General features: G+C 36.9%; 22 protein-coding genes and 1 CRISPR repeat array. Of the genes, 17 read left to right on the top strand and 5 right to left on the bottom strand.

Annotated elements, in window-relative coordinates:
• Nucleotides 1-338: 338 nt before the first annotated feature.
• Nucleotides 339-893: direct repeats of the CRISPR family, unit length 35 nt; unit sequence GTTGCAACAGCACTTACCGTTTACGGTATTGAAAC.
• Nucleotides 894-1,721: 828 nt separating this feature from the next.
• Genes cas10 through cas6 form a run of 6 tightly spaced genes read left to right on the top strand, consistent with a single transcriptional unit; the run spans nt 1,722 to nt 8,426 of the window.
• Nucleotides 1,722-4,271, top strand: a complete 2,550-nt coding sequence (cas10, locus tag VPAR_RS09210) for a type III-A CRISPR-associated protein Cas10/Csm1 (RefSeq protein WP_012865002.1) — start codon at nt 1,722-1,724, stop codon at nt 4,269-4,271.
• A gap of 10 nt (nt 4,272-4,281) precedes the next feature.
• A complete protein-coding gene (csm2, locus tag VPAR_RS09205; RefSeq protein ID WP_012865001.1) occupies nt 4,282-4,794 on the top strand; it encodes a type III-A CRISPR-associated protein Csm2 in 513 nt (170 codons plus the stop codon).
• A gap of 12 nt (nt 4,795-4,806) precedes the next feature.
• Complete coding sequence (gene csm3, locus VPAR_RS09200; protein ID WP_012865000.1) at nt 4,807-5,490, top strand: type III-A CRISPR-associated RAMP protein Csm3; 684 nt, start codon at nt 4,807-4,809, stop codon at nt 5,488-5,490.
• A 9-nt stretch (nt 5,491-5,499) separates the two neighbouring features.
• Nucleotides 5,500-6,498, top strand: a complete 999-nt coding sequence (csm4, locus tag VPAR_RS09195; RefSeq protein ID WP_012864999.1) for a type III-A CRISPR-associated RAMP protein Csm4 — start codon at nt 5,500-5,502, stop codon at nt 6,496-6,498.
• Nucleotides 6,491-7,666, top strand: a complete 1,176-nt coding sequence (gene csm5 / locus VPAR_RS09190; protein ID WP_012864998.1) for a type III-A CRISPR-associated RAMP protein Csm5 — start codon at nt 6,491-6,493, stop codon at nt 7,664-7,666. The genes csm4 and csm5 overlap by 8 nt, the downstream gene beginning before the upstream one ends.
• On the top strand, nt 7,656-8,426 hold the full coding sequence (gene cas6, locus VPAR_RS09185; protein WP_012864997.1) for a CRISPR system precrRNA processing endoribonuclease RAMP protein Cas6: 771 nt from the start codon (nt 7,656-7,658) through the stop codon (nt 8,424-8,426). Before csm5 ends, cas6 begins: the two co-directional genes overlap by 11 nt.
• 508 nt (nt 8,427-8,934) lie before the next feature.
• On the opposite strand, the gene VPAR_RS09665 is transcribed toward cas6, so the two are convergent.
• From VPAR_RS09665 to VPAR_RS09175, 3 genes are all read right to left on the bottom strand, one after another.
• Nucleotides 8,935-9,099: a hypothetical protein gene (locus VPAR_RS09665; protein ID WP_009351567.1), complete on the bottom strand. Its 165-nt coding sequence runs from the start codon at nt 9,097-9,099 to the stop codon at nt 8,935-8,937.
• A 5-nt stretch (nt 9,100-9,104) separates the two neighbouring features.
• Nucleotides 9,105-10,409, bottom strand: coding sequence for a cytosine permease (locus tag VPAR_RS09180; protein WP_012864995.1), 1,305 nt, complete (start codon nt 10,407-10,409; stop codon nt 9,105-9,107).
• Nucleotides 10,410-11,147: 738 nt separating this feature from the next.
• Nucleotides 11,148-12,566, bottom strand: coding sequence for a sodium:solute symporter family protein (locus VPAR_RS09175; RefSeq protein WP_012864994.1), 1,419 nt, complete (start codon nt 12,564-12,566; stop codon nt 11,148-11,150).
• A 492-nt stretch (nt 12,567-13,058) separates the two neighbouring features.
• Between VPAR_RS09175 and VPAR_RS09170 the strand changes: the two genes are divergently transcribed.
• Together VPAR_RS09170 and VPAR_RS09160 are read left to right on the top strand one after the other, a co-directional pair.
• Nucleotides 13,059-14,318 (top strand): hypothetical protein, encoded by a 1,260-nt coding sequence (locus VPAR_RS09170; protein WP_012864993.1) that lies wholly within the window; start codon nt 13,059-13,061, stop codon nt 14,316-14,318.
• 900 nt (nt 14,319-15,218) lie between these two features.
• Nucleotides 15,219-15,755, top strand: coding sequence for a flavin reductase (locus VPAR_RS09160; protein ID WP_012864990.1), 537 nt, complete (start codon nt 15,219-15,221; stop codon nt 15,753-15,755).
• Nucleotides 15,756-15,960: 205 nt separating this feature from the next.
• Here the strand turns inward: VPAR_RS09160 and VPAR_RS09155 are convergent, their stop codons facing one another.
• A complete protein-coding gene (locus VPAR_RS09155; protein ID WP_012864989.1) occupies nt 15,961-17,295 on the bottom strand; it encodes a hypothetical protein in 1,335 nt (444 codons plus the stop codon).
• A gap of 256 nt (nt 17,296-17,551) precedes the next feature.
• On the opposite strand from VPAR_RS09155, the gene VPAR_RS09150 reads away from it, so the two are divergent.
• From VPAR_RS09150 to VPAR_RS09135, 4 genes are read left to right on the top strand one after another with little or no spacing between them, the layout of a single operon-like run.
• Complete coding sequence (locus VPAR_RS09150) at nt 17,552-18,130, top strand: hypothetical protein (protein WP_012864988.1); 579 nt, start codon at nt 17,552-17,554, stop codon at nt 18,128-18,130.
• 53 nt (nt 18,131-18,183) lie between these two features.
• Nucleotides 18,184-18,906: a hypothetical protein gene (locus VPAR_RS09145; RefSeq protein ID WP_012864987.1), complete on the top strand. Its 723-nt coding sequence runs from the start codon at nt 18,184-18,186 to the stop codon at nt 18,904-18,906.
• 38 nt (nt 18,907-18,944) lie between these two features.
• Nucleotides 18,945-19,388: a hypothetical protein gene (locus VPAR_RS09140; protein WP_012864986.1), complete on the top strand. Its 444-nt coding sequence runs from the start codon at nt 18,945-18,947 to the stop codon at nt 19,386-19,388.
• Nucleotides 19,388-19,987 carry a DNA-3-methyladenine glycosylase I gene (locus tag VPAR_RS09135; protein WP_012864985.1) on the top strand — a complete coding sequence of 200 codons (600 nt, stop codon included), beginning with the start codon at nt 19,388-19,390 and terminating at the stop codon, nt 19,985-19,987. The genes VPAR_RS09140 and VPAR_RS09135 overlap by 1 nt, the downstream gene beginning before the upstream one ends.
• 20 nt (nt 19,988-20,007) lie before the next feature.
• Here the strand turns inward: VPAR_RS09135 and VPAR_RS09725 are convergent, their stop codons facing one another.
• Complete coding sequence (locus tag VPAR_RS09725) at nt 20,008-20,136, bottom strand: hypothetical protein (RefSeq protein WP_012864984.1); 129 nt, start codon at nt 20,134-20,136, stop codon at nt 20,008-20,010.
• Between the two features lie 300 nt (nt 20,137-20,436).
• Between VPAR_RS09725 and VPAR_RS09130 the strand changes: the two genes are divergently transcribed.
• The 5 genes from VPAR_RS09130 to VPAR_RS09110 all read left to right on the top strand — a co-directional run bounded on the left by VPAR_RS09130 (nt 20,437) and on the right by VPAR_RS09110 (nt 23,755).
• Nucleotides 20,437-21,153, top strand: a complete 717-nt coding sequence (locus tag VPAR_RS09130; protein ID WP_012864983.1) for a DUF554 domain-containing protein — start codon at nt 20,437-20,439, stop codon at nt 21,151-21,153.
• A gap of 355 nt (nt 21,154-21,508) precedes the next feature.
• Nucleotides 21,509-21,793: a type II toxin-antitoxin system RelE/ParE family toxin gene (locus VPAR_RS09125; protein WP_012864982.1), complete on the top strand. Its 285-nt coding sequence runs from the start codon at nt 21,509-21,511 to the stop codon at nt 21,791-21,793.
• 16 nt (nt 21,794-21,809) lie between these two features.
• Nucleotides 21,810-22,130 carry a HigA family addiction module antitoxin gene (locus tag VPAR_RS09120; RefSeq protein WP_012864981.1) on the top strand — a complete coding sequence of 107 codons (321 nt, stop codon included), beginning with the start codon at nt 21,810-21,812 and terminating at the stop codon, nt 22,128-22,130.
• 86 nt (nt 22,131-22,216) lie between these two features.
• On the top strand, nt 22,217-22,570 hold the full coding sequence (locus VPAR_RS09115; RefSeq protein ID WP_004698187.1) for a Spx/MgsR family RNA polymerase-binding regulatory protein: 354 nt from the start codon (nt 22,217-22,219) through the stop codon (nt 22,568-22,570).
• Nucleotides 22,571-22,981: 411 nt separating this feature from the next.
• Nucleotides 22,982-23,755 carry a hypothetical protein gene (locus VPAR_RS09110; protein ID WP_012864980.1) on the top strand — a complete coding sequence of 258 codons (774 nt, stop codon included), beginning with the start codon at nt 22,982-22,984 and terminating at the stop codon, nt 23,753-23,755.

Raw genomic sequence — 23,755 nt, 5'->3', positions numbered from 1 at the left:
TAGTTATGATCTTTATGCCTTAAAGAATAAAAAGAACTCGCCTAATAAAACGTTAGGAGGGTTCTTTTATTTAAACTATATATTGAAAAAAATAACTATCAAAATTTTATTAATAGTATTTCCTTAGAATATATTGAAAAGAAAATGAATTAAATATTGACGCAAAATCTGAAAAATCTTATAATTACTGTAACCTTAGAAAAATCATTTACCACCAGTATTTACCTATGCTCATCGGCATTTTTAATCCCATGGGAGCTCAATCTGACCGTTTACGGTGTGAGGTTTGCCAAAACCTATTTTTAAGCCCCATGAATACTGGACTACTGAGGCCTGCTGTTGCAACAGCACTTACCGTTTACGGTATTGAAACTAATTACTAATAGATTGTACAGAACGATTACTTTGAATAAGTTGCAACAGCACTTACCGTTTACGGTATTGAAACATTCTTTCATAACAGATTGTACACTTTCACTGCTCTTCAGTTGCAACAGCACTTACCGTTTACGGTATTGAAACATTCTTTTTTTGTCTGTTCATATTATTCTCCTCTCTTGACAGTTGCAACAGCACTTACCGTTTACGGTATTGAAACATTGCATCGTTACGAACTTGATCCATTGCAATATTGTCGGTTGCAACAGCACTTACCGTTTACGGTATTGAAACTTTACCGCTGTCTTAGTGGTATCTTGTAAAGATTTTACAGTTGCAACAGCACTTACCGTTTACGGTATTGAAACGTGAAGTAGAAATCAATTCCAGTATTGAAATTGAAGAGTTGCAACAGCACTTACCGTTTACGGTATTGAAACATAATACTTCCAAGGGCGACGATATTTTCTATCTGCACCTGTTGCAACAGCACTTACCGTTTACGGTATTGAAACGAGTAAGCTTCAAGCATACCACAAGTATCAGTGATTAGGTTGCAACAACAATTAACGTTTATAGTATATTAATAGAACCATTATTTTTAGTTTGATATATTGATAGAGTTATCTCACTAATGCCAATGGTTCTATTTCTTTTGTTTATGGTATAATATAGCTAGATTTAAAACTCGGAAAACCAAATCTGCGCCGTTATGATAGTGGTGCGGTTAAAAGACATTATTTTAGCTTGCTAAAGTGCCTTTTAAAATCAATTTGCAATCTCCGCCGTTTTTTGCATTTTGGAACCAGTAAATATCTGTTGTTTCAGAGACAGGGTTAAATTAAATAATCCCTTGATGGGGACGGAAACTTATTTACTCATCTTTTTTAATAAGAGTTGCAATACTTGGTTTGTTAAATTAAATAATCCCCTGATGGGGACGGAAACTTTAATAGCATTCAATCTAGGAGTATTATAAGTTAGTTAAATTAAATAATCCCCTGATGGGGACGGAAACTTGCTGAAATATATGGAATAAGTTCCTTCTTGATCTTTACAATGTTAAATTAAATAATCCCCTGATGGGGACGGAAACCAGTCTAGTGCTATCAGCTACAGATACTTCATCTAATTCTAGTTAAATTAAATAATCCCCATTTGGGGCCGGTTTTTATGTTAAAAACTCATATAAGTATAAAAATATAGCCAGTATATTCTTTTTAGTGAATATACTGGCTTTTTTGTATAAATCGGATGGTTTTTCTATTGGTTTTAAACAGAAATGAATATATAATGAAGTCAATAGGTTTTTTATTTCTTAAGTAGAGTTTGGAGGCGATGTAATGGGTAAATGGGATGCACTGGTAAAGGGTGCATTGCTTCATGATATCGGCAAAGTCGTGTATCGAGCTAATCAGGGAACCGATGCACATTCTAAGCGCGGCGCTGCTTTCATTGAACCCTATTTTTCCGATATGGGCTTAAAGCAAAGTATTACTCATTGTTTGAAGTATCATCACGGGAAAGAGCTTAGTACAGCTCAACTAAAAAATGATGATTATGCATACATTGTGTACGAAGCAGATAATATTGCTGCAGCTGTAAATCGTCGAGATCTTGAGGAAGGTGAAAATACCTCTACACAGAAGTTTGATAAAGAGTTACCGCTTCAATCAATCTTCCGTGTATTTGGCGATAAAACTAGTACTCAACCTTTACAGTATTATCTACGTGGCATTGATGTGTCGGACCACTTTAATTATCCTGAAAATGATAAAACGATACGCGCACCAAGTGATAAATATAAGGCACTATATGATGTATTAGTACAGAACTTTCAGCAACAACCAATAGATAAGATGTCCGTTAATGAGTTGCTGAGAATTTATGAAGACACTATATCTTATATGCCATCTAGTACGGCAACAGATCAAACCAATGATATTTCTTTGTATATGCACTCAAAGATAACAGCTGCCGTGGCACATAGTATGGTGCATTATTTTGAGGAACAAGGCATTACTGATTATAAAGAATACTGTTATCAGAACTCTAAAAAGTTTCGTGAAATGCCAGCGTTTCGATTAATATCTGGAGATATTTCTGGCATTCAGAATTTTATTTATACGATTCCGTCTAAAGGTGCATTGAAATCATTACGTGGTCGCTCATTCTATTTAGAAATTTTAATGGAACAAATTGTAGATGAACTATTAGATACATTGCAGTTAACTCGGGCAAATCTTATTTACAATGGTGGCGGTCATTTTTATGTATTGGCTCCTAATACAACAAAAACTTGTACTGCCATTGAATCTATGGAAAAATCCATTAATGAATGGTTCTTAACAGTATTTGGTACTAAATTGTATTTAGCGCTTGGTTCCGCTACCGCAACAGCTGCCGAGTTAATTCAATCGCAACGTACATTATTCCGTAAGGTGAGCCAATCTGTTGGTGAGGCTAAGGCTAAACGATATTCTGAACAGCACCTAACAGATCTATTTAATCCAAATAGTACGTATAATACAGTTCTTCATGGCGAGCGGGAATGTTTCATTTGTCACACTTCAACAGCAACATTATCGCCTTATGGTAAGGATACCGATGCTGAGGCTTGTCCAATTTGTAATGGCTTGTATCACTTAGGGGAACAAATTGTTGACAGTCGAGATACGGTCTTTGTATTAGCTAGCCCTAATACGAGTGATGATAATGAAAGTATTCCTAAGGTTGAAGTATATCTTAACAATTTGAGTAGTGATGCGGATAATCTGAAGGTATATCTTTATGTGGTCCCTGAATCATCATTACAGAAGTTCGAATCTAGTCATGAGATTCTTAGAATTTACTCTAAGAATACAGCTAAAACTGGACATAATATATTCAATCGTATTTGGTTAGCAGATTATGTAGCACGCAAGGATAATGGTCAAGTTTATGAATTTGAAGAACTTGCCGCATCTAGTGGCTTAGGGGAGGATAAAGGCATTAAGCGACTTGGTGTATTACGAGCAGACGTAGATAACCTTGGTGCTGCTTTTACCGGAGGCTTTATTTCTGAGGGCTCTGATAAATTTAAATATGGTACTTTATCACGCTATGCTGACTTATCTCGTGATTTAGCAATGTTCTTTAAGGTTGCTGTTAATAAAATGGCTCAAGGTGATGTGCAAGGTTTTGGTAGATCTGTTACACCATTTACTATTTGGGCTAATAAAAAAGTTACGACTAGAAAAATTCACGTTATTTACTCCGGTGGTGACGATGTATTCCTTGTTGGTGCATGGGACGAATTATTAGAATTAGTCATTGATATTCGTGAAAAACTGGCAGAGGTTACAGATAATAAAATTACTATGTCTGCTGGCCTAGCTCTATTCTCTCCATCCTATCCAATTAGCCAAATGGCTGCAATTACAGGTTTACTTGAAAGTGTTGCTAAAGATAATGATGGCAAAGATAGTATTGCTTTATTTGGATTTGAAACAAACTCAAACGGTGAAGAGCGTATATGCCGACATGTATATAAATGGGATGACCTCATTAATAATGTCATTGAAGATAAGCTCTATACACTAGATCAATTATTTGTTATTCCAGGCATTAATGAGGTGCAAGACTCAAAAATGAAATTAGGTAAAGGCCTAATATATAAGTTGATGGAATTGTTACAAGGTATATTAAATGATAGAGCTTTAGGCAAACATATTAATGTGGCTCGTATACTCTATTTATTGGCTAGATTAGAACCTAAGAAAAATAATCCTACCTATGAATCATATAAAAACTTTGTTACAGCTATTCATAGATGGATTCAATCAGAAGAAGATTGTAAAGCTTTGCTAACAGCTTGCAACCTCATTGTTTACTATATGCGTGATACAAAGTGAGGAATAGTATATGACACAAGGTAAATTTAATTGGGATATAGATATTGTCACTAAGGCAGAAGAAACTATCGGTCGTTTAAGATATAATCCAAAATGCAGAAAAACAGATGAAGTATTTGACGTAAAGTATGCACAAGTACGTAAAATTTTATCTAGTGTAGTGGCTATTAAAAATAAATTGGGTGTGGAACAACGTAAAAGCAAATCCTTTGATAAGCTACCTGAAAATATAGCGATGGAGGTTCGTTTTTTAAAAACTACATTCTTATATCAAGCTGGTCGAGATAAAGATAATAAATATCCAGTAAAAAACTTTATTGAAGATAGTCAATTGGTAGAGATGGTTGAATGCATTGGTACTGATGTTAATAAATTTGAAATGTTCTGTAAATATGTAGAAGCATTAGTAGCTTTTTATAAATATAGAGCGGTCAGTGTTATAGCTGCGTCTAATGAAGCGTGGAACAAAAATAAACAGTATAGTAATCAAAATTACAATCAAGCAAATGGAAACCGTCGATAGGAGGGGCACAAGATGGAGAATAATGATAAATTAAAATCCTTACGTGGTAAATTACTAATTACAGGTACTATTAAACTAGAAACTGGTATGCATATTGGTGCTAGTAATGACTTTGCTCCTATTGGATCCGTTGATACACCATTCATTCGTGATGTAGTTTCTCAAGAGCCTATTATTCCTGGTAGCTCTATTAAAGGGAAATTACGTACTTTGTTAGCGAAAAGCCATTGTGAAGACTATATTATGAATGATATTAAAGAGGATAAAGAGGATATTAAACGTTTATTTGGTTCCGTAAATCCTGTAAAACCAGCTCGTTTACAGTTTTATGATTTATTTATCACAGATGAAACTCGTCAACTGTTTGATAATATAGAGACAGATACTTATATGGGTGAAATTAAGTTTGAAAATACTATTAATCGTGTTGATGGTAGTGCTAACCCTCGTCAAATTGAACGTGTTCCAGCAGATACTGTATTCACTTTTAAAGTTGCTTATAATATTGAACGTGAAGATGAAGTAACTGAGGATATGAATATACTAAAAGCAGGTCTTAATTTATTAGGTATCGATTATCTCGGGGGGCATGGTTCTCGCGGGTATGGTCGTGTAAATATTTCTATTGATGATGTGAAATCAGTAGGTAATAGTACTATTAATACGCAGGATTTATTAGATATATTAAGAAAGTAGGTTGTTACTATGAACTACTATCTATATCCACTGCGTTTTCTTACACCAGTGCATTTTGGAGATACCTCAGAAGGGGGAAACCTAGAAACAATTTCATCCACATTAGGCTCTGATGTGCTTTTTGGTGCATGCTGTCATGAAATCAGCCATAATACAGGTTTACTACAATCTTTTATCGACTCTGTAAAAGAACAACATATTGTATTATCTAGTTTGTTTCCTTACTGCATAGATAATGGGGAGTATCAATTGTATGTACCTACACCTATCATGCAAATTGATTCAATAGAGCTGCCTATTACAAGTTTTGCAGAGACAAAACGTGTAGCGACAGAGCAAAAGAAGATTAAGAAGATTGAGTATATCCGAGCATCACAGCTACAAAATTTTAGTCAATATATAGAATCAGATACCTCACAAAAACATATGCCTATCTTTGGAACTAAGCAAGCCATGACACAAGTAAATATGCGTGGTGAAAAAAGTAGACCATATTATGTGGGGAGCTATCAATTTATGTCAAACACAGGACTATATATTATAGCTAGATTTACCGATGATACAAGTCGTGAGTTATTTGAAGCCATTCTTGAATTATTAGGTCTATCTGGTATCGGTGGCAAGCGCAGCGGTGGCTATGGGAAATTTGAGTTAGCTGATGATCCCATTCAGTTGGAATCTGAAGGCATTTATAAAGATGACTCTGCTTTATATGAATTGCTTCACAATAATCAAGGAAAGATGATGTGTATTAGTGCTTGTGTTCCGACTCGTGATGAAGTGGCTACTTTAAAACAAGGTTCTTATAAATTACAAAAACGTGGCGGCTTTGTTGGATCTGCTGGAAGTATGACTCAAGTGAAACGTAATTCCTATTATGTTGTTAAAGAAGGCTCTGTTTGTCCAAAAGCATTAGTAGGACAAATGCTTACTATTACAGGGGATAGTTTACCTCACCCTGTATATCGTAATGGTATGGGCTTATGGATTGGGGTGGATTATGAGTAATCGTATAGATCATGCACAACTATCGCTCACTATTGTGAGTCCTACCAATATTGGTGGCCCTGAAAATCTAACGACTAAGGATTATATGTATAATTACGATGCTGGTGAAGTATATTTACTTAATAACTACGAGTGGTTTCGCTTTTTAGCACATCATAATAAATTAGAAGAGTTTGAATTATATATGCAGGATGAAATGATAAGGCCAAATGGTCGGACTATGTATGATTGGGCAAAAAATGCTATTGGTGCATCTCAACTAACAAAAGATACATTAAGGTCTGCTATTGGCTCAATTATGAAATCATCGATATATAATAAAGGGCGTAAAAACTCATTGAATGATATTACTCCTCAGATTCGTGGTGCTAATGGAGATGTTTATATTCCTGGTAGCTCGATTAAAGGCGTTATTGATAGTGCTATTATTTCGCATATGCTTCGTAATAATAAAGCATTTAGGAGTAATGTACAAAGAGAGTTAAGAAAAGTTTTAGATGTATATAAAAGAAAGAATGCTAGAAGCCTTTTCAAAGATATATTTAAGATGGTAAATCTAGCTATTCTTAAACATATTCATGTCCTTACGAACAATGAAGGAAAACCATTTAAAGGTATTTTAGCCAGTGCTTTCCGAGGTATTTCTATTTCTGATGCTATGCCTATGGGTGTGATTAAAACAGAGGTATTAAAGAAAGAGGATTCTTGTGTTGAGGAAGATGGAACTCATGATATTTCTGTACATCGTGAGTGCATTTTACCAAATCAGCAGTTTTCCTTTACATTAACCCTTGATACAGCTATGACTAAAGAAATAGGGATTACTAGTATCGATCAAGTGTTAGATATTTTACAGGAAGACTTTGATGCTACTCATAAGTTATTAGCCTCTAAATTTAAGAAGGTTAGTCCGTCTGTCTTTAAAGCTCTAGACTCAGCTAATGCGTATATTGGTAGTAATACAGGGTTTATTCAGAAGACTATTATTATGGCTGCTTTTACAGATGATGAAAAAACAGGAATTGATATTATTAGAGCTATTTTAGATGTGAATTTTCAAAAGGCTAAACATGATAGTAAGGATAAATTTATGGCACCACGTGCGATTAAATTAGTAAAGTGGAATGGCAATTATTATGAGGTGGGGGGCATTCATATTGGCAGATAATGTTGAAATTATGGCCATTGAGTTAGGAATAACAGCAGATCCATCTATTAAAATTGTACAGTCTATAGGTAGCGTGCTACATGGAGTCTTAATGGAGCTGGTGGGAATAGAATACGCAGGTCAGTTGCATGAAACGGGCCTGCGCCCTTATAGCCAATATATCTATTTTGATAAAGAAAAAGGTCAATATATTTGGCGCCTTTCTGCTGTAACAGCAGAGGCTGTTGAACGTATATTACGACCAGTACTAGATATGCCTGAAAAGATTTTTTTGAAACAAAAACGAGGGCATATTTATATTCAAGATAGAACCATTTTAGAGGAAACCTCTTATGAAGCGTTAATGGCTAAGTTTTGGAGTGGTGAAGCAGAATATGCGCAGGCTAAATTGCGGTGTGTGACTACAACAAGCTTTAAAGTAGATCAACAATATACAATCTTCCCTGAAGCCTTTCGTATCTATCGCTATTTATTGCGTCAATGGAACCAATTCACTACGTTTGAAATGATGGACTCTGAAGATTTATTAGCTGCACTTGAATCGGCAGCTTTCATTCGCGACTATAATTTGCGTATGGGCATATATGGTTTAGAAGGGGTTAAAATCCGTGGTTTCCGTGGAGAGATTGTAATGCAATTTAAGCGAAATTTAGTGATGCAACGCATCTTATCTCTATTGACCTACTATAGCCAATTCACAGGGCTCGGAATTAAGACCGCATTAGGTATGGGTGGGGTACAAAGTGAGGTAGTACAATGAGAATTCTTTATACTCCTGTAGGAGATACAGATCCTATTCGTGGTTGCTATGATGGTGGGATGCTTCATATAGCGTTAGTCACTAAAACTAAGGTTCATAGAACCAAGTTAAATTAAATAATCCCCTGATGGGAACGGAAACCAAAATACCAACAATATTTTGTTTCATTTTTGACTAGCATTGTTGTTAAACTAAATAATCCCCATTAGGGGACGGAAATGCACTACTTGATGCACCGAGTAAGGCGTGCTTCTTAGCCAGTTAAATTAAATAATCCCTATTAGGGGACGGAAACCCAAACTTATCTTCTGTATTATCGAATAAATTACCGTACACGGTTAAATTAAATAATCCCCATTAGGGGACGGAAACATATCATAATAGCGCTTAGGAATTCCAACTGCAGCATACGTGGTTTTAAATTAAATAATCTCCAATGGGGTCAGAAAAGCACTATCTTATTATTTGTAGATAGTGCTTTTTCTTATTTTATATAAATATTAATTTTTTACGGTTGCCATTTTGAATATCCAAATCCCATCATAATAATACTTACCACGAGCATGCCGTTACCAAGGGTAATGGTACTTTCAGTTGTGGCTAGACAGGTAATAAAGGATCCGATGCCCATAATGATTGTGCCTAGTATAGCAGATAGTTTATGAATTGCCATGATAATCACCCTTTGCTTTCACTAATAACATTAGGTTTAACAATATACGTAATGACTGCGTACAGTAGGGCACCGATTACAATCCCATTTAGCGAAGCCAGTCCGAATGGTATGAATTTAACACAGACCAATGCGATGGCCCATGTGATCCATGGAACTAGATTCCATTTTTTGAAAGTCGCTTTGTTGTAATCGATATATTTTCCGCGATGAACCAGGTAAAAGTCCGCTAAGATAATACCGCATAGTGGCGGAACGATGATGCCTAGTGTACTTAAGAATACAAAGAGGGAGTCGATTTTATATGGTTGTGTCATTGTTGCTAATGCAGAGATAGCAATGAGCACGGCTAGCATAATATTTCTATTTAGTTTGAAAGAGTTTGCTAGGTTCAATGATGTGGAATAGAGGTTCGCACCATTTGTGGTAAAGATATTTGTAGTCAACAATAGTAAGCTTGGGAACACGAGGCCAAAGCTTAAAAGTACGTTGATTAAGTCACCATCATTCATAGCAACGCCTGCGATAGCACCGCAGCTGATCATCAACGTATTGCCACCTAATAGACCGATTGTGCTCGCTGTAATAACGTCTTTCTTGCTTTTACCATAGCGCATAATATCAGCGATACATGTGGCAGTAGATAGAATCCATGTACCGATAACGATGGTAATGCCTGATAGTAAATCGATAGGTTGCAATGGCACATAGCTAAATAGTTCTTGCCAGCCACCGATTGTTTGAACGGAGCGAGCCGCCGTTCCTAGAGAGAGGAATACGATGGACGGAATCGCAATATAGCCGAATACGGCGAGGGATTTAATGCCGAGAACTGCAAAGATACCCATGATAACGGCGCTGAGCATCATAGCAATGACTTCGCCTGTGTAGGAGAGGTTGAATACTTGAGCAATAAAATGTCCATATAAAGCCGCTTGAATAGTGTACCAACCTAGATTGACGATAGGTACGAAGAGAGAGGCAATTCTGGAGCCTTCCTGACCGAAGCTGTATCGCGTCAAAAGGGCAAAGGTAAGGCCTGTTTTATAGGCGATTACACTTACTAGACCTGCGATGATACATAAGAAAATATTTCCTAGAATCATAGCTAATAGTAATTCGTTGAAAGTTAGCCCTGCAGCTAATCCGCCACCAGCCATCATACTAGTAACAAGAAAAACAAATCCAGTCCAAACAATGGTGAGAGAAAAGCAGGATTTCCTTGCCCCTAATGGGACTGGCTCCCTAGAATACTCATTATCTGTGTTCGTATCAACTGGTTCAACAAACTCTAATTTCTCCTTACTCATACATCTATACTCCTTTACGTAATAAAAAAGCTACCATGATGCGTTTTGAGATTATATAAGCATGGTAGTAAAGACCTATTATGTAGTGTAAATATAGTGGATTTCTCTAATAAAGGATACATATTTAATTTGTTATAAACGAATGGTATTTATCTTCATTAAAACATACGTAGAATGAATATTCAATATGTATACTATGCATATTGAGCAATGTTGAGAACGATAGATTCTTTAGTGTTAATATTGTAAAAGCAAATAGATGTTGTGACTATAATATAGTAAGAAGGTATGAGTAGATGTTACTCCTATGAGATCCTAGTTATAAATAGGCACGTTCTCAAGAGTATAGTATATATACTGATGAGAACGTGCCTTTGCTGCATTACTGGATGTGGTTATTGTTTTTGGAGCTTTAGTGCCCTTATTTGCTTTACAAAAAGCAAATAGCCCTCCGTTGCCTAGTGTAACTAGATAACTGAAAGGCCATTTCTTCATGTTTTTATGTAACTAGAGATGAGCCTGACGGTACGACTCGTCTGACTATCTTCTTATATTATAATAAGGTTATGATATATCGTCAAATTATGATGAACACGTGTATGGCATACAGTTTGATGATGTCGTTGTAAAATAAGAAAAACTCCTATTGGCTTTCACCGATAGGAGTTTTTGGTTTTATAATTGTAATTTTATAGTACTTTTAGGCCTATTATTAAGTCACAGATTATAACAAACTAATTATATTTCTTTTACATCATCAGGTATAGCCGGAGGAGCGGGTGGTTTACCCATAGATCTTTCAATGAACACCACAGCCACAAAGACGATGAGGCTGACGATGGAACCAAAGATGATGGACATGATGCCATATGGATTGCCAACGAATTCCCAGTACACGCCTGCGATGGAGCCGAGCACGATGGACCAAATGCCAGCGCCAGCTGTTGCATTTTTCCAAGTGAGGCCAAGTAGGAATGCAGCGAATGGGCCAGCGGATCTCATTGTGAAAGCAAATACGAGCATCGGAATGATGGCTTTGCTTACAAGGGAGATGATGATGGCGATGATGCCGAGGAATAGCACGCACAGACGACTGTAATTTGTGAGCTGAGCGTCAGTGAGGCTTTTACCAAAATGATGTTCCACAATATCCTTGGTAAATACTGTTGCGGCACCTAAGAGGTCGCCTGCGCCTGATGAAAGCGTAGCCGAAACGACCGCAGCCATAACGAAGCCTGCCATTACAGGAGGCATGAGGTTAAGCGCTACCGTTGCCACCGCATTGTTCGCTTCGATGTTCGGAAACTCAGCCAATGCTACGAGGCCTAAAACCGCAGGAACAAAGGCGAAAAGAGCCATGATAATGCCACAAATGATAGAACCGAGAACGGCCGTCCTTTCGTCCTTCGCTGCAAAGTACCGTTGAACGGATTCTTGGCCGGTGGAGAAGGTCATGAAGTACATGATAATGAGGCCGATGATGGTTTTCCAACCAACCTTTGTGAAGCCTAGCTGTTCAGGTGGCAATTTCGCCACTACCGATTCCCAACCGCCCACATTGTGCAATACGAATGGCACCGCGAGGGAGAAGCCCCCAACGAGAACGAAGAAATGGATAACGTCCGTCATCGTAACGCTCCACATACCGCCGGACATGGTGTAAATTACGAGTACCGCGCCACAGATGAGGATGGCGAGTTCTGTTGAAAGTCCGGTGAGAACGCTAATAATGGTTGCAGTTGCTGTAATCTGTACGCCTGCTAGTGTAATCGTTGCCAGCATGGACAGAATAGAAGTAATGAGATGGCTAGACGCGCCGAAACGACGGCCGATGATCTCTGGTACTGTTGTTGCCATGGCACGCCGCAAGAGTGGTGCGATGAACGCAACGAGGATAACACCAATCCCTGCAGATACTACGTACCAACCTGCAGATAAACCCCAAGAACCATACGCTTTCGCTGCTACACCTACGGTACTCCCACCACCGATTTCCGTAGCTGCTAATGTGCCTGCCGTCATAAGAACCCCAATACGACGACCTGCGAGTAGATAGTCAGTACTATCTTTTACACGAATATGACAATATACGCCGACTAATAAATTCAGTAATAAATAGGCGCAAACAATAACCCAAATAATAGTCAGAGAATCCATATGACACCTCCAAAAATTTACACTATCTAGAGATTCATACTAAATCACCCTTACTACTTGTGGTGCATATATCAAGTATAGTTTAATTATCCATAAAAACTGGGGAAAATACAAAGAGGAGTTTTATTGCTTGTTGGAGAATATATATACATTGGGAATAAAAAAATCCCGTTATTAACGGGATTTTTGGAGCTTTAATAGCACTTATTTGTCTAGGAAAAGACAAATAACCCTTCGTTATCTTAGATGATTCGATAACTGAAAGGCCATCAGAGATGAGCCTGACGTTACGACTCGTCTGACTATCTACTTATATTATATGAATAAAGATATATATCGTCAAATTGAGATAAACCTTATAAATATCAATATAGGTAAATCCTATATACTAAATTATAAAATTATTAATCATAGGCACAGCATTATTTGCATAGTATACTTATGCTAATAATGCTGTGCTTATTTATTTTATAAAAATTGAGAGAGGGTACTATGTTACGTAAAAGTTTGATTATGATGGCGCTAGCAACTGCTTTCACCATGAATATAAGTGCTGTACAGATTGAAGTGCAAAAAGGGCAACCACCTATGCCTGGGGCGGATGCGAGTATTCCTACTAATGCGTATGAGAATTATCGGCATATTAATAAAGTTACGGAGCAAGAAGCAGAGTTATATAGTCAATTTGCAAAATCGAATCCTAAAAATCCGCCATCTACGCCTGATAAGCTAAATCTGGAACATCCTGGTTTTTCTAAGGCTTTGGAGCTTGCAGATTATTCTCAATCAACGGTTGTATTGATTCATGAAGGGGATAAGAATATCAGGCTATCTGTACCAAATGTCAGCTTTCGCGGTGATGTTGTAGAGATTCCATCTGGAAAAGAAGGTTCTTTTTTTGCTGTTAGAAGCTTGAGTGCGTTTTTAGTGGTAGGACCACCGCATGGCAAAGCACTTGATACATATTCTGAAAGTAAAGGAAAATATATGTATCCAGGTTTACGGAATACATCTTGGAAATTTATGTCGAACAATGCTCGTGTGATGTATACGGAATTCACACTGAATGATACAAAAACTGCCTATGGCATTACCTATGGTGGTTGGGTTAATACAGAAGATCCATATCAAGATCAAGCACCTGAAGTGGTGATGAGTAATTATATTATTCCATCCATAGAATCCTTAGCTGGATTAGATAGTTATAGCCAGATTGAGCATTGGGGGAACTTTCACTATCGCATTCCTAAGACGGCTAAGTTAGTCAGTGAAGCCGTAGAAAATGAGAGACATGAGGTGAGAACCTATGAGGATACAGGGGTTAAAATACGGGTAATACGTAGCGCAATCATGAGTAAAGAGACAGATAACACGCTGATTAAGGTTCCAATAATATATTATTTACATAAATATAATGATTTAGAGACGCCTACACAGTACGCCGTAGTGTGGAATAACGGAATTCCTGGTTCTTTAGTTGATGCCTATAAGCCCAATCGTGAATCCTATCTTCGTCATGTTATGAAAGATTCTGTATACTATTACAGTTATCGCATTAATTATGATGAAAGTAAAACGTCTTATACACATAAACAGCTGAGAAATATGATTGAATATGTGGGATTTGATGATGCGGCAAGATTACGAAAAGAGCCACAATGGCGAGAGAAAGGGTCATATAAAGAGAGACTCGAAAATAGCCCAGTATTTATTCCTTGGTATATGGAATGGGTTAAACTGTTGACTCAATAAAAAACTTTGCTTTTTTAGCTTGTATAATATTAGATAGGAGAGAGGCAATGAGTAAACTCAAATACATTAAAATTATATTAGTGCTTTTGCTTAAATCTTATCTCATTTATCTATGGGTCAACTTCGTAGGGACGTTTACTAATCTACTCTATTATATTTATATATTGAAAGTATATTCATTGGAGCATTTCGGTCTATTTCTATTTTTTCTCTTTGGTAATATATGCAGTATTCTGTGGCTTGTTTTATGGTGTAAGCGATTACCGCCAGCTTTTAACAAGCCCAAAATATATTATAAAACTAAAGAATGGATACGACCTAAGAAAGAAGAAGCACCTATCTATAAAGTCCTATTTGGCAGTTTACTGCTTTTGTTAAAGCTATGTCTTGTAGTGTATATCTTAATAATAGCTTCCATGATTTTAAGCATTCCATTGGTAAATTTTTAGTATCCCTTCAAAAGTTAAATAAACTAAAAGCCGAGCTTTTAATTATTAGAATTAGCTCGGCTTTTATTGGTTTATTCATATATTTATATAATATGGTCTTTATTGTATCGTATATTAGTTTGCTCTATAATAGATTTAGGATAGTTAGATGAGGTTGGGCCTCTCTTCGCTTTTGAAGGGAGGGGGGGCTTATGAGTGGGTATAAAATCATTATGGTTATCCTTGGGATTTTATCAGTCATGATATCCTTTGGAGCACTTGTGGCGCTTATTTGTTTAGAAATAGCAAAATAGCCCTTCATTTCTTCGGAAATTAGATAAAACGAAAAGGCCATTTCTACATGTTTATATGTTATTAGAGATGAGCCTGACGCAACTACTCGTCTGACTATCTATCTATATTATAGATGTAAAGATTTATATCGTCAAATTGAGATAAACTGGAGGTCTTTATGAAACCATTTGAAACAAAAGATAATCAAGCTTTTACCATGTTTGAGAATCGTTGGGCTCTTGTTACGGCTGGAACGCTTGATGATTTTAATACGTGTACAGTTAGTTGGGGCAGCATGGGCAATGTGTGGGGCCCTAATGGCGGCGACATGTCTACGGTGACGGTGTACATTCATCCGGCCCGCTATACGCAGGAATTTATGGCAAAATACGATACCTTTACAGTGAGTTTCTTCCCTGAAAGCTACCGCAAGGCGCTTGGTTACTTAGGATCTCATTCTGGTCGCGACGAAGATAAGGTAGCTAACTCTGGACTAACCCCGGTGGCGGCAGGCGATGGGGTGACTTTCAAAGAAGCAGAGTTAACTTTTGTATGTAAAAAGTTATATGAACACCAATTCGATGAAGCCCATTTGGCAGAAAAGGTAAAAGACTATTATGCATCTAATCCTGCTGTATATACACAAGCTGGGCATGATCGTTGGGAACCACATTATATGTACATTGGCGAAGTAGTTGATGCCATAGAGGGCTAGTCTGTCCACATAACAAATGAAGACATACATACAATTCTTTGGGATACCGTGAATGCTGTATCTTAGCTAAGTATATTTTAGTTTTCTGGTACTAAAAAAGTCGAGCTTCTATCGTTTAGTTGCTCGACTTTTGTTAGTTAATTTATATATTTGTATAATATAATGCTTATGAAAGCTATTTTATAATGGTGTTGATATAGATCGTCTATGCTTCTGGAAATAGAACGTGTTCTTGCATTTTAAAATTAGGATTATTGGTAGAGTCAAAGAACTCAATCATATTCCGTAATTTTTGAACTTCCTCAGCACTTAAAAAACTTGGATAAAAGATAGTATAAGTAAAACTATATATGCCATCATAGGAGTTAAAGTTTAGAATGTGATCATTCTTATTAGGTTCATAGCTGTGTATGGATAGACCAGGGATGTTATTGTTCCATACAATTGAGTAATTGATATAGTCTGATGCTGATGGATGGTAACGGTAAATATCCCAGAACGTATTTAAATCAGTTTTAAAATTGTAATGACCATTTATAACAATTTCATGCGCATATGGGTTTTTAGGAACATTGTCAGTAGAAATAAAGAATGTTATGTCTCCTTTTTTGTAGTATCTAATATCTTGGTGGTCGGTGCCCTTACTTTCACCTTCGTATATGGCGTCTTTTGGTACGCGGTATTGTACACCGTTTAAGCTTTCTATGCGTGAATATTGATTTAATTCATTTAGGTTTTGTACAGAGGGAAGCACATAATTAGCCAATAATTTATCTGTAGGAACCTTGTTCAGAACGGGGTTGTTATCATAATAGACAAACCCTGCGTGATATAAAGGATAACGCATATTATAGCCCTTAAATTTAAAATTTATTGTGTCGATGGTGAGCGTTGTTTTTTTAGCGTTTTTAAGGTGTGGCATCTTCATGCTATCCCAAGTGCTGTAGGTAACAGTAGGATATGAAAATACAGTACCCTTTATATCAGAAATCTGTTTTGAGGACTTTCGTTTCGCATTGGCTTGCAAGAAATTACGGACGTCTTTGTCTGTTAGCTTTTCATAAGCTATTTTGGTGTTGCGCCAGTCGTAATCTTTAAAATCTGCGTAGTCAATTTCTAAATTGAGACTTCCGTTATCGGTTAACACTCGATAGTCCTCAATGGTTCGACTCGGATTTTTGTAACGCCCTATATGATAATCACTTTTTATGCCCGCTACAGGGAATGAAAGCCGAATTTGGTTGTATTGGTCATGAACGGAAATGACCGTATTATGGTAATGTTGAGCACGATATATAGAGATAGCTTTAGCATACTCCATTTCGCTTTTGCTAATACCTTTGGTTTTGTCCATTGCTTTTAATGCTTCTACATAGTTTGCTACATCCTGTTCAATAGCTGGGTTCGTAGCTTGGTAATTTATATAGGCATCCTTGGAAATCTTAGAATCTGCACCAGGAATATTAACATCAATGGCTCCTACTGGTGATAATATAGTGCTCATGATGAAAGCACACGCTAATAGTGGTAGTTTAGTCATGGTGGTATCTCCCGCTTACATTTTCGTATTTATTGGTATTGTAGTAATCTGTAGGTTATGTTATTAAGTATAATTATATAACTAAATGGCTATATTTTTTAGTGACATGGAAGCGTGTTTTGCTTACATGCTACTACCCCCTATGGGGCATGAGTCCTTTTTTATAGGTATTGTAGCGTTAGGTTCTGATTTCAGTGTGATTATGTTAATATTAGATCTATAGGTCATTTATAGATTGAGAGGCTAGGAGAGAAACATGAAAACAAAATTTATTGCAATTAGTTTAGGTGTGGCTTTATTATTGGTTAGCAATGTGAGTTCAGTTGCCGATGCTAGTTGGTTAAGTAAAGCTATGGATCGGTTGGAAACGAGTAATGCTAAGCTTTCACCAACTTGGCCCAAAGCGGAGCAATATCGACATTATCGGCCAGGGCAAGCTATTGGAGCTCCATTGCCTGATGAAGATATGAGAATTGCCGGCGTTTCACTAGGCACGTCCTTTGATGCGGTAAAAGCTAGTCTAGGTCAGCCGACGAGTGAGAAACGTGATGAGCTCACTTATGGGGGCATCAAATTTGGACATTCGTTGATGCAAGATAGTCGTCCTATCGTATGGTATATGACTGTTAGTAATCGCGATGCTGTGACTGCTCGTGGCATTGCTGTTGGCGATTCCTTGAAAAAAGTGATGGACATCTATGGCCGTCCTGATTTTATAGACTTTAATAATCGATGGTTCTATGGATATCTACGCTATAACAGTGACAATATTGTAGGTATATTTTTCGAGCACAATGGTAGCAAGGTAACGAAAATTATTATTAGTGATAATTAAGTTCCATTTTTAGATAAGATTATTGATAGGGGTATTTATAGAGGGGATTATGTATGGGGGTAAATGCTAAGGTTGATTTTTATAATACAGAGATAGATAAATTATTTTTAGTATGGAAATTAAAGGATGCTTCTCATGATATTAACCATGATGCAGATGGATTTATAAGAGATGGTATTATTAATCCAAGTACATGGTTTTATTCGAATTGCAGACCTTTGTTTATTTTAAAAGAAGCTTATAATGGTAATGGCTCTAACGATTCGTGGGATTTGTGCGAATGGATTCGTAGCGACTTAGAACGTGTTAGTAAAATTAATACATGGATGACAATTTCTTTGTGGGCTCAAGGTATTATACATACAGATGTAGAGACGTTACATCATTTACCAAATGAAGATGAGCAAAAAAAGACAGGAGTGTCCTATTTAGATAAGATTGCTATTGTAAATTTACGTAAAAGTGGGGGGCAAAAGACATCTAATCATGCTGTATTAAAGGAATATGTTGAGTTTGATAAATTTGAGTTAAGAGATGAGATTGGTTTTATTCAGCCTACAGTTATCATTTGTGGTGGAACATTTAGATATTTAAGCGACATATTTGGTGAAAATTTAGTATGGGTAGGAGATGATCCATATATAAACTTAAATAATACAAATATTCTTGTTCTTGATTATTATCATCCTGCTTGTAGATTTCCAAAATTAATGAAATACTATGGATTAGTGGGTAAGTATCAAAAAACGTTGTTAAGAAGAGGAAATATGCTATAATTAAAATACTGTTTATAAATTTAGAGAGTGTGTTTATTATGCATGTAGTGAAGCCCTTATTATGGCTATTAGAACCGTATATCGTATACAAAGCCTATTTGTGGGGTACCCGTTTCATGGCACAACCCTATACGTGGGAAGGCGAATTAGATTGGTTCGCTTTTATGCTAACCATACTGCTCGTCATTGATGTGGTGGCGTTGCCCTTGGTGATCTTCTATTGCCCTGGTTTGAATCCTGGGGTACGTGTTCCGGACTGGATTCGCCGTTTAGGAACACCTATTTATGCCGTCCATAATTGGCTTGATAGTAAGGTGGGTGGCGACACATCTACGCCGATTGTATGGCTTCGTAAAGCCTTGCATTCCCTACTTTTATTCATTTATTATTTGGTGCCATTTTACGTGGGTGGTCATCTCGTAATGGGTCTTGTAGTAGCGCTCATGTATGACGTTCTCGTATGGGCGCATGGAGGTGTGTGATGACGACTTGTGAATGGCCGACGACGCCTTTATATCAGGATTACCACGATTACGAGTGGGGACGACCAATTCATGATGATCAACATCAATTTGAACATCTTTGTCTTGAAAGTCTCCAATGTGGCCTAAGTTGGCTTACGATTTTGAATAAACGAGATATCATTCGAGCATGCTTTGATCATTTTGATATTGATGCGGTGGCTGTTTATGGTGAAAGTGACATTGAACGCATCATGCAGACGGAGGGGATGCTTAAGTATCGTCCTAAAATTGAAGCTATTATCAATAATGCTACGGCTTTTAAACGTATTCAATCTGAATTTGGTTCGTTTTGTAACTATATTTGGGGATTTACAAATCATAAAACGATTATTTATGAAAACCATCCTGAAGGGCATTTTCCTACTAAAAATGGTCTATCCACGCGGATTAGCAAAGACTTAAAAAAGAGGGGCTTTAAGTTTGTAGGCCCTGTCACAATTTATTCGCATCTACAAGCCAGTGGCCTCATCAATGATCACGGTAAAGACTGCCCTTGCTTTGAAGAGATTAATAAAACAGCAGATATCGTACGGTTACCTGTAGACGATGAAGCTTAAGGGAGATAAGCAGAGATTAGTTAACAATAGTTTTTGCGCATGATTGAGTTTACATAATTGAATTTGTTGTTATGTGGAATTGGGTGTACACTAAAATCGATGAGGCGATAGCGACTCATCTCATGTTGGCCCGCTTTATATAAACACATATACTCTCTCTCTCCTAAGCGGGTCTATCATTAGTTCTCTCTCAACGCTATAAACTATACAGAGCCTCTACCTTATTGGGTAGAGGCTTTTTGCTGTATATAATGTTATAAGAGGAGCAATACTGTATTAGGGAGTCCTATAACAGCATTAAACAGGCTATATGTATGGTCTTAAAGAATCTTTAATTAATTCAATTTCATAGTATATATTTTATACCATATAAATTGATTTCTTTCGATGTAGTTGTTATACTGAAGTAAATTGATAGTGTTACTTTCACAATTAAAGAAGGGAAATATATGATTGGTTTGGGAACGGCCATTAACATTGGTCTCATTATAGCTGGTAGCCTATGTGGCCTCGCGTTTGGTCGCTTTATGAAAGAAAATTTAAAGCAGACGCTCATGATTGTGAGCGGTATTATCGTGCTCCTCCTCGGTATGAGTGGGGCTATGAAGTATATGCTCGTCATTGTCAACGGATCTCTACAAACAACGGGGCCGCTATTGATGATTATTAGCATGGTCGTAGGCGCCGTGATTGGCGAAATTATCGATCTTAATCATTGGATTACCGTGTTTGGTGATTGGGTGAAAGCTCGCACTGGCAATGCTGGTGATCCAAAGTTTACACATGCTTTTATTACTGCATCTTTGACGTTTACCGTAGGTGCTATGGGGGTACTTGGTGCCATTCAAGACGGTCTTACTGGAAATTATCAGACGTTGCTTTTAAAAGGCATCCTCGACGGTATTATCGTTATGGTTATGGTATCCTCTATGGGAAAAGGGGCGCTGTTCTCCTTTATTCCTGTAGGTATTACGCAATGGCTCATCACGGCAATGGCACATATTGCAGCGCCTCTGATGACACCTAGTGCCATCGATAACCTATCCTACGTTGGATCTATTTTGATTTTCTGCGTTGGTATCGACCTCATCTGGCCTGGTAAAATACGTATTGCCAACCTCTTGCCAGCCATTTTCATGGCAATGGGGCTTACATTTTTGCTATAATTAGCATTACAATAATATATAGATTTTTATAAGAGACCTATATTCTTTGAACCTTTGATGTGTACTTTGTACATGATACGGTCGAGGATGTAGGCCTTTTTACTTTTTAAAATCAATTTAATAGATGTGCGAATTAATGATAGTTTAAATTCAATTATGACAATAAGGTAAATTTATTACATTCCGAAATAGGTGACCAATAGAGTCATCGCAAGTGTAGGATTTAAATGATGTTTTATAGAATTCTTTTACCAAAATTGTTTGTAGAATAATTTCAATTCTATGTATAGTTATTCTTCAAGTATATGTTATTGAATTATACCTGTTAAACAGGTATAATCAAAGGAGAGATTCTATGATTATCGGATTTAAGGATAAGGAAACAGAAAAAGTTTACTATCAAAGCTTTTCCAAACGCTTTTCTCCGTTTATACAAAGGCTAGCCCTTCGTAAATTACTATTGTTAGATAATGCTGAATCATTACAAGATTTACGTTGGCCACCAGGTAATCGCTTGGAGTTGTTGCAAGGAGATCGATTTGGACAATATAGTTTGCGGATTAATAGTCAGTATAGACTGTGTTTTAAAGTGAAAGATATTAGTAGTTTTTATGATGTAGAAATTGTAGATTATCATTAATAGAGAGGAAATTAATATGGAAAAGTTTATTCCTACACCTACCATTAGTGAAATATTAAAGGAAGAGTTTATGGATCCATTAGGACTATCTGCATATCGATTAGCTAAGGATATACATGTGCCTGTTTCACGTATTCAAGAAATATTGAATGGTACACGGTCTATTTCAGCAGATACATCGTTGCGTTTAGCGAAATACTTTGGTGTTTCGGAAGGGTATTTCTTGCGTTTACAGATGGATGTTGATTTGCGTACAGCAAAACTTAGTGAGGGGATGGATGAAGTATTATCCTCTATTACACATTGTGCTTCATTAGACCCCGTAGACTGTCAATAAGAGATTGATAACTTTCGATGTATTTGGTAAAATTAACTTAAATAAGTAAGTTGTTACAACATTGAATATTGATATAAGGAGAACCTATGTTATTCGTTGAATATCCTAAATGCACAACATGCAAAAAAGCAAAGAAATTCTTAGATGATCACAAAATTAAGTACACAGATCGTGACATCAAGTCCGAAAATCCTACAGCAGAGGAAATCGCTGCTTGGTATCCACAATCTGGCAAGGATTTGAAAGCATTCTTTAATACTTCTGGTATGATTTACCGTGAACAACAATTAAAGGATAAATTGCCGAACCTTAGTGAAGAAGAAAAACTAGCTTTATTAGCATCTAATGGCATGCTTGTAAAACGTCCTATCTTGGTTCTTGAAGACAAAGTACTCGTTGGATTTAAAGAAGCAGAATGGATTGAGGCGTTGAAGCTCTAATTTCATATTAGTTAACCGAAAGAACAGGTCCCTAAAAGCCTCCATAGCGAGCTAAGTCGTTTTTAGGGACCTGTTCTTTCTACGTTTTAATAAAGAAATTAGAGCTCACGACTAGGATCTCTTTTACAGTTAAGATATTTTTCATTTATCAAAAATTTTGATTTGTATATAACTTATATATTTTGTATAATATTTACACAATAGATATACCCCTATGGGTACTATAAAAATTTAGAATAGAAACAAAAGGTACTTCAGATCGGTAGTTGATTACTATTAGGTTAATATTAGTACGATATTAACACAAGATTAGTGTCATATTGCATGGGTGTACCTTACTATTTAATAAATTGTTTTGTATTTTATTTCCGGATTAAGTAAGGCCGGTATCTCATTTATAGAGAGGTCTATATGAAGTTTTTACAGTCTTTATCAGCGCAGGTGTCTCTGCGTACGCAGGGGGCTATTTTGGCACTCGGCTTGTTATTTATTATATTAGATGCGCTTACGGAGCCTATGAATCCAGCTATTGATTTGGCGTGGGTAACGGTCATCATTTGTGGCTTGCCATTGCTCATCAACAGCGTGCAAAGTATTTTGGATCATTTAGAGATTCACGCTAATTTTCTCATCGTGATAGCCATGGTGGCGCTTATTGCGATTGGAGATTATCATACGGCGGCTTATGTAGGACTCATCGTACATGGTGGCTTTTTCTTAGAGCAGCTTATTACGGGCGACGTACATTATACATTGGATGATGATATGTTGCCGACCATGCCTACACAGCTTGTAGCCTTGCGTCAGGGCATCAACAATTATTCATCTGTTATTGTTGTGGCTGTCATGTTGCTTTCCATGGGTTCCTATGCATTGACGCAGAACTTTATGCATACCATTACATTGCTAGTTATCCTTTGCCCATGCTCTTTGGAACTCGTTCTTGTGGCACTCATGATGGGTTCTCTCGTAGATGAAAACTCTCCAACGGCGGGGCTTTCAAAAGAGGCGAAACAATGCCATTTGGGCCTACTTATCGTGTCCATTTTGTTCCACGTTGCCATCATCGGTGCTGGTGTGTTAGGATCTATCAATCCTGTAACAGCTGCTGCATTACATGGCTTGGCGCGACTTGGTCTCGTGTATAATTTAAAAGTATTAAACAGTTCCTTGTGCATCGCATAA

The organism is Veillonella parvula DSM 2008 (genome assembly GCF_000024945.1).
GTDB classification, from domain to species: domain Bacteria; phylum Bacillota; class Negativicutes; order Veillonellales; family Veillonellaceae; genus Veillonella; species Veillonella parvula.
The sequence above is the reverse complement of the archived record's forward strand: the minus strand, read 5'-3'. Positions and strand labels throughout refer to the sequence as shown.

Coding starts and splice junctions, on each gene's coding strand:
- VPAR_RS09110 (WP_012864980.1), top strand. CDS start 22,982: ATGAAGTTTTTACAGTCTTTATCAGCGCAGGTGTCTCTGCGTACGCAG.
- cas10 (WP_012865002.1), top strand. CDS start 1,722: ATGGGTAAATGGGATGCACTGGTAAAGGGTGCATTGCTTCATGATATC.
- VPAR_RS09175 (WP_012864994.1), bottom strand. CDS start 12,566: ATGGATTCTCTGACTATTATTTGGGTTATTGTTTGCGCCTATTTATTA.
- VPAR_RS09725 (WP_012864984.1), bottom strand. CDS start 20,136: ATGTGTTTATATAAAGCGGGCCAACATGAGATGAGTCGCTATCGCCTC.
- VPAR_RS09155 (WP_012864989.1), bottom strand. CDS start 17,295: ATGACTAAACTACCACTATTAGCGTGTGCTTTCATCATGAGCACTATA.
- VPAR_RS09150 (WP_012864988.1), top strand. CDS start 17,552: ATGAAAACAAAATTTATTGCAATTAGTTTAGGTGTGGCTTTATTATTG.
- VPAR_RS09115 (WP_004698187.1), top strand. CDS start 22,217: ATGTTATTCGTTGAATATCCTAAATGCACAACATGCAAAAAAGCAAAG.
- VPAR_RS09135 (WP_012864985.1), top strand. CDS start 19,388: ATGACGACTTGTGAATGGCCGACGACGCCTTTATATCAGGATTACCAC.
- VPAR_RS09130 (WP_012864983.1), top strand. CDS start 20,437: ATGATTGGTTTGGGAACGGCCATTAACATTGGTCTCATTATAGCTGGT.
- csm2 (WP_012865001.1), top strand. CDS start 4,282: ATGACACAAGGTAAATTTAATTGGGATATAGATATTGTCACTAAGGCA.
- VPAR_RS09140 (WP_012864986.1), top strand. CDS start 18,945: ATGCATGTAGTGAAGCCCTTATTATGGCTATTAGAACCGTATATCGTA.
- VPAR_RS09120 (WP_012864981.1), top strand. CDS start 21,810: ATGGAAAAGTTTATTCCTACACCTACCATTAGTGAAATATTAAAGGAA.
- VPAR_RS09180 (WP_012864995.1), bottom strand. CDS start 10,409: ATGAGTAAGGAGAAATTAGAGTTTGTTGAACCAGTTGATACGAACACA.
- VPAR_RS09665 (WP_009351567.1), bottom strand. CDS start 9,099: ATGGCAATTCATAAACTATCTGCTATACTAGGCACAATCATTATGGGC.
- VPAR_RS09145 (WP_012864987.1), top strand. CDS start 18,184: ATGGGGGTAAATGCTAAGGTTGATTTTTATAATACAGAGATAGATAAA.
- csm4 (WP_012864999.1), top strand. CDS start 5,500: ATGAACTACTATCTATATCCACTGCGTTTTCTTACACCAGTGCATTTT.
- csm3 (WP_012865000.1), top strand. CDS start 4,807: ATGGAGAATAATGATAAATTAAAATCCTTACGTGGTAAATTACTAATT.
- VPAR_RS09170 (WP_012864993.1), top strand. CDS start 13,059: ATGTTACGTAAAAGTTTGATTATGATGGCGCTAGCAACTGCTTTCACC.
- VPAR_RS09125 (WP_012864982.1), top strand. CDS start 21,509: ATGATTATCGGATTTAAGGATAAGGAAACAGAAAAAGTTTACTATCAA.
- VPAR_RS09160 (WP_012864990.1), top strand. CDS start 15,219: ATGAAACCATTTGAAACAAAAGATAATCAAGCTTTTACCATGTTTGAG.
- csm5 (WP_012864998.1), top strand. CDS start 6,491: ATGAGTAATCGTATAGATCATGCACAACTATCGCTCACTATTGTGAGT.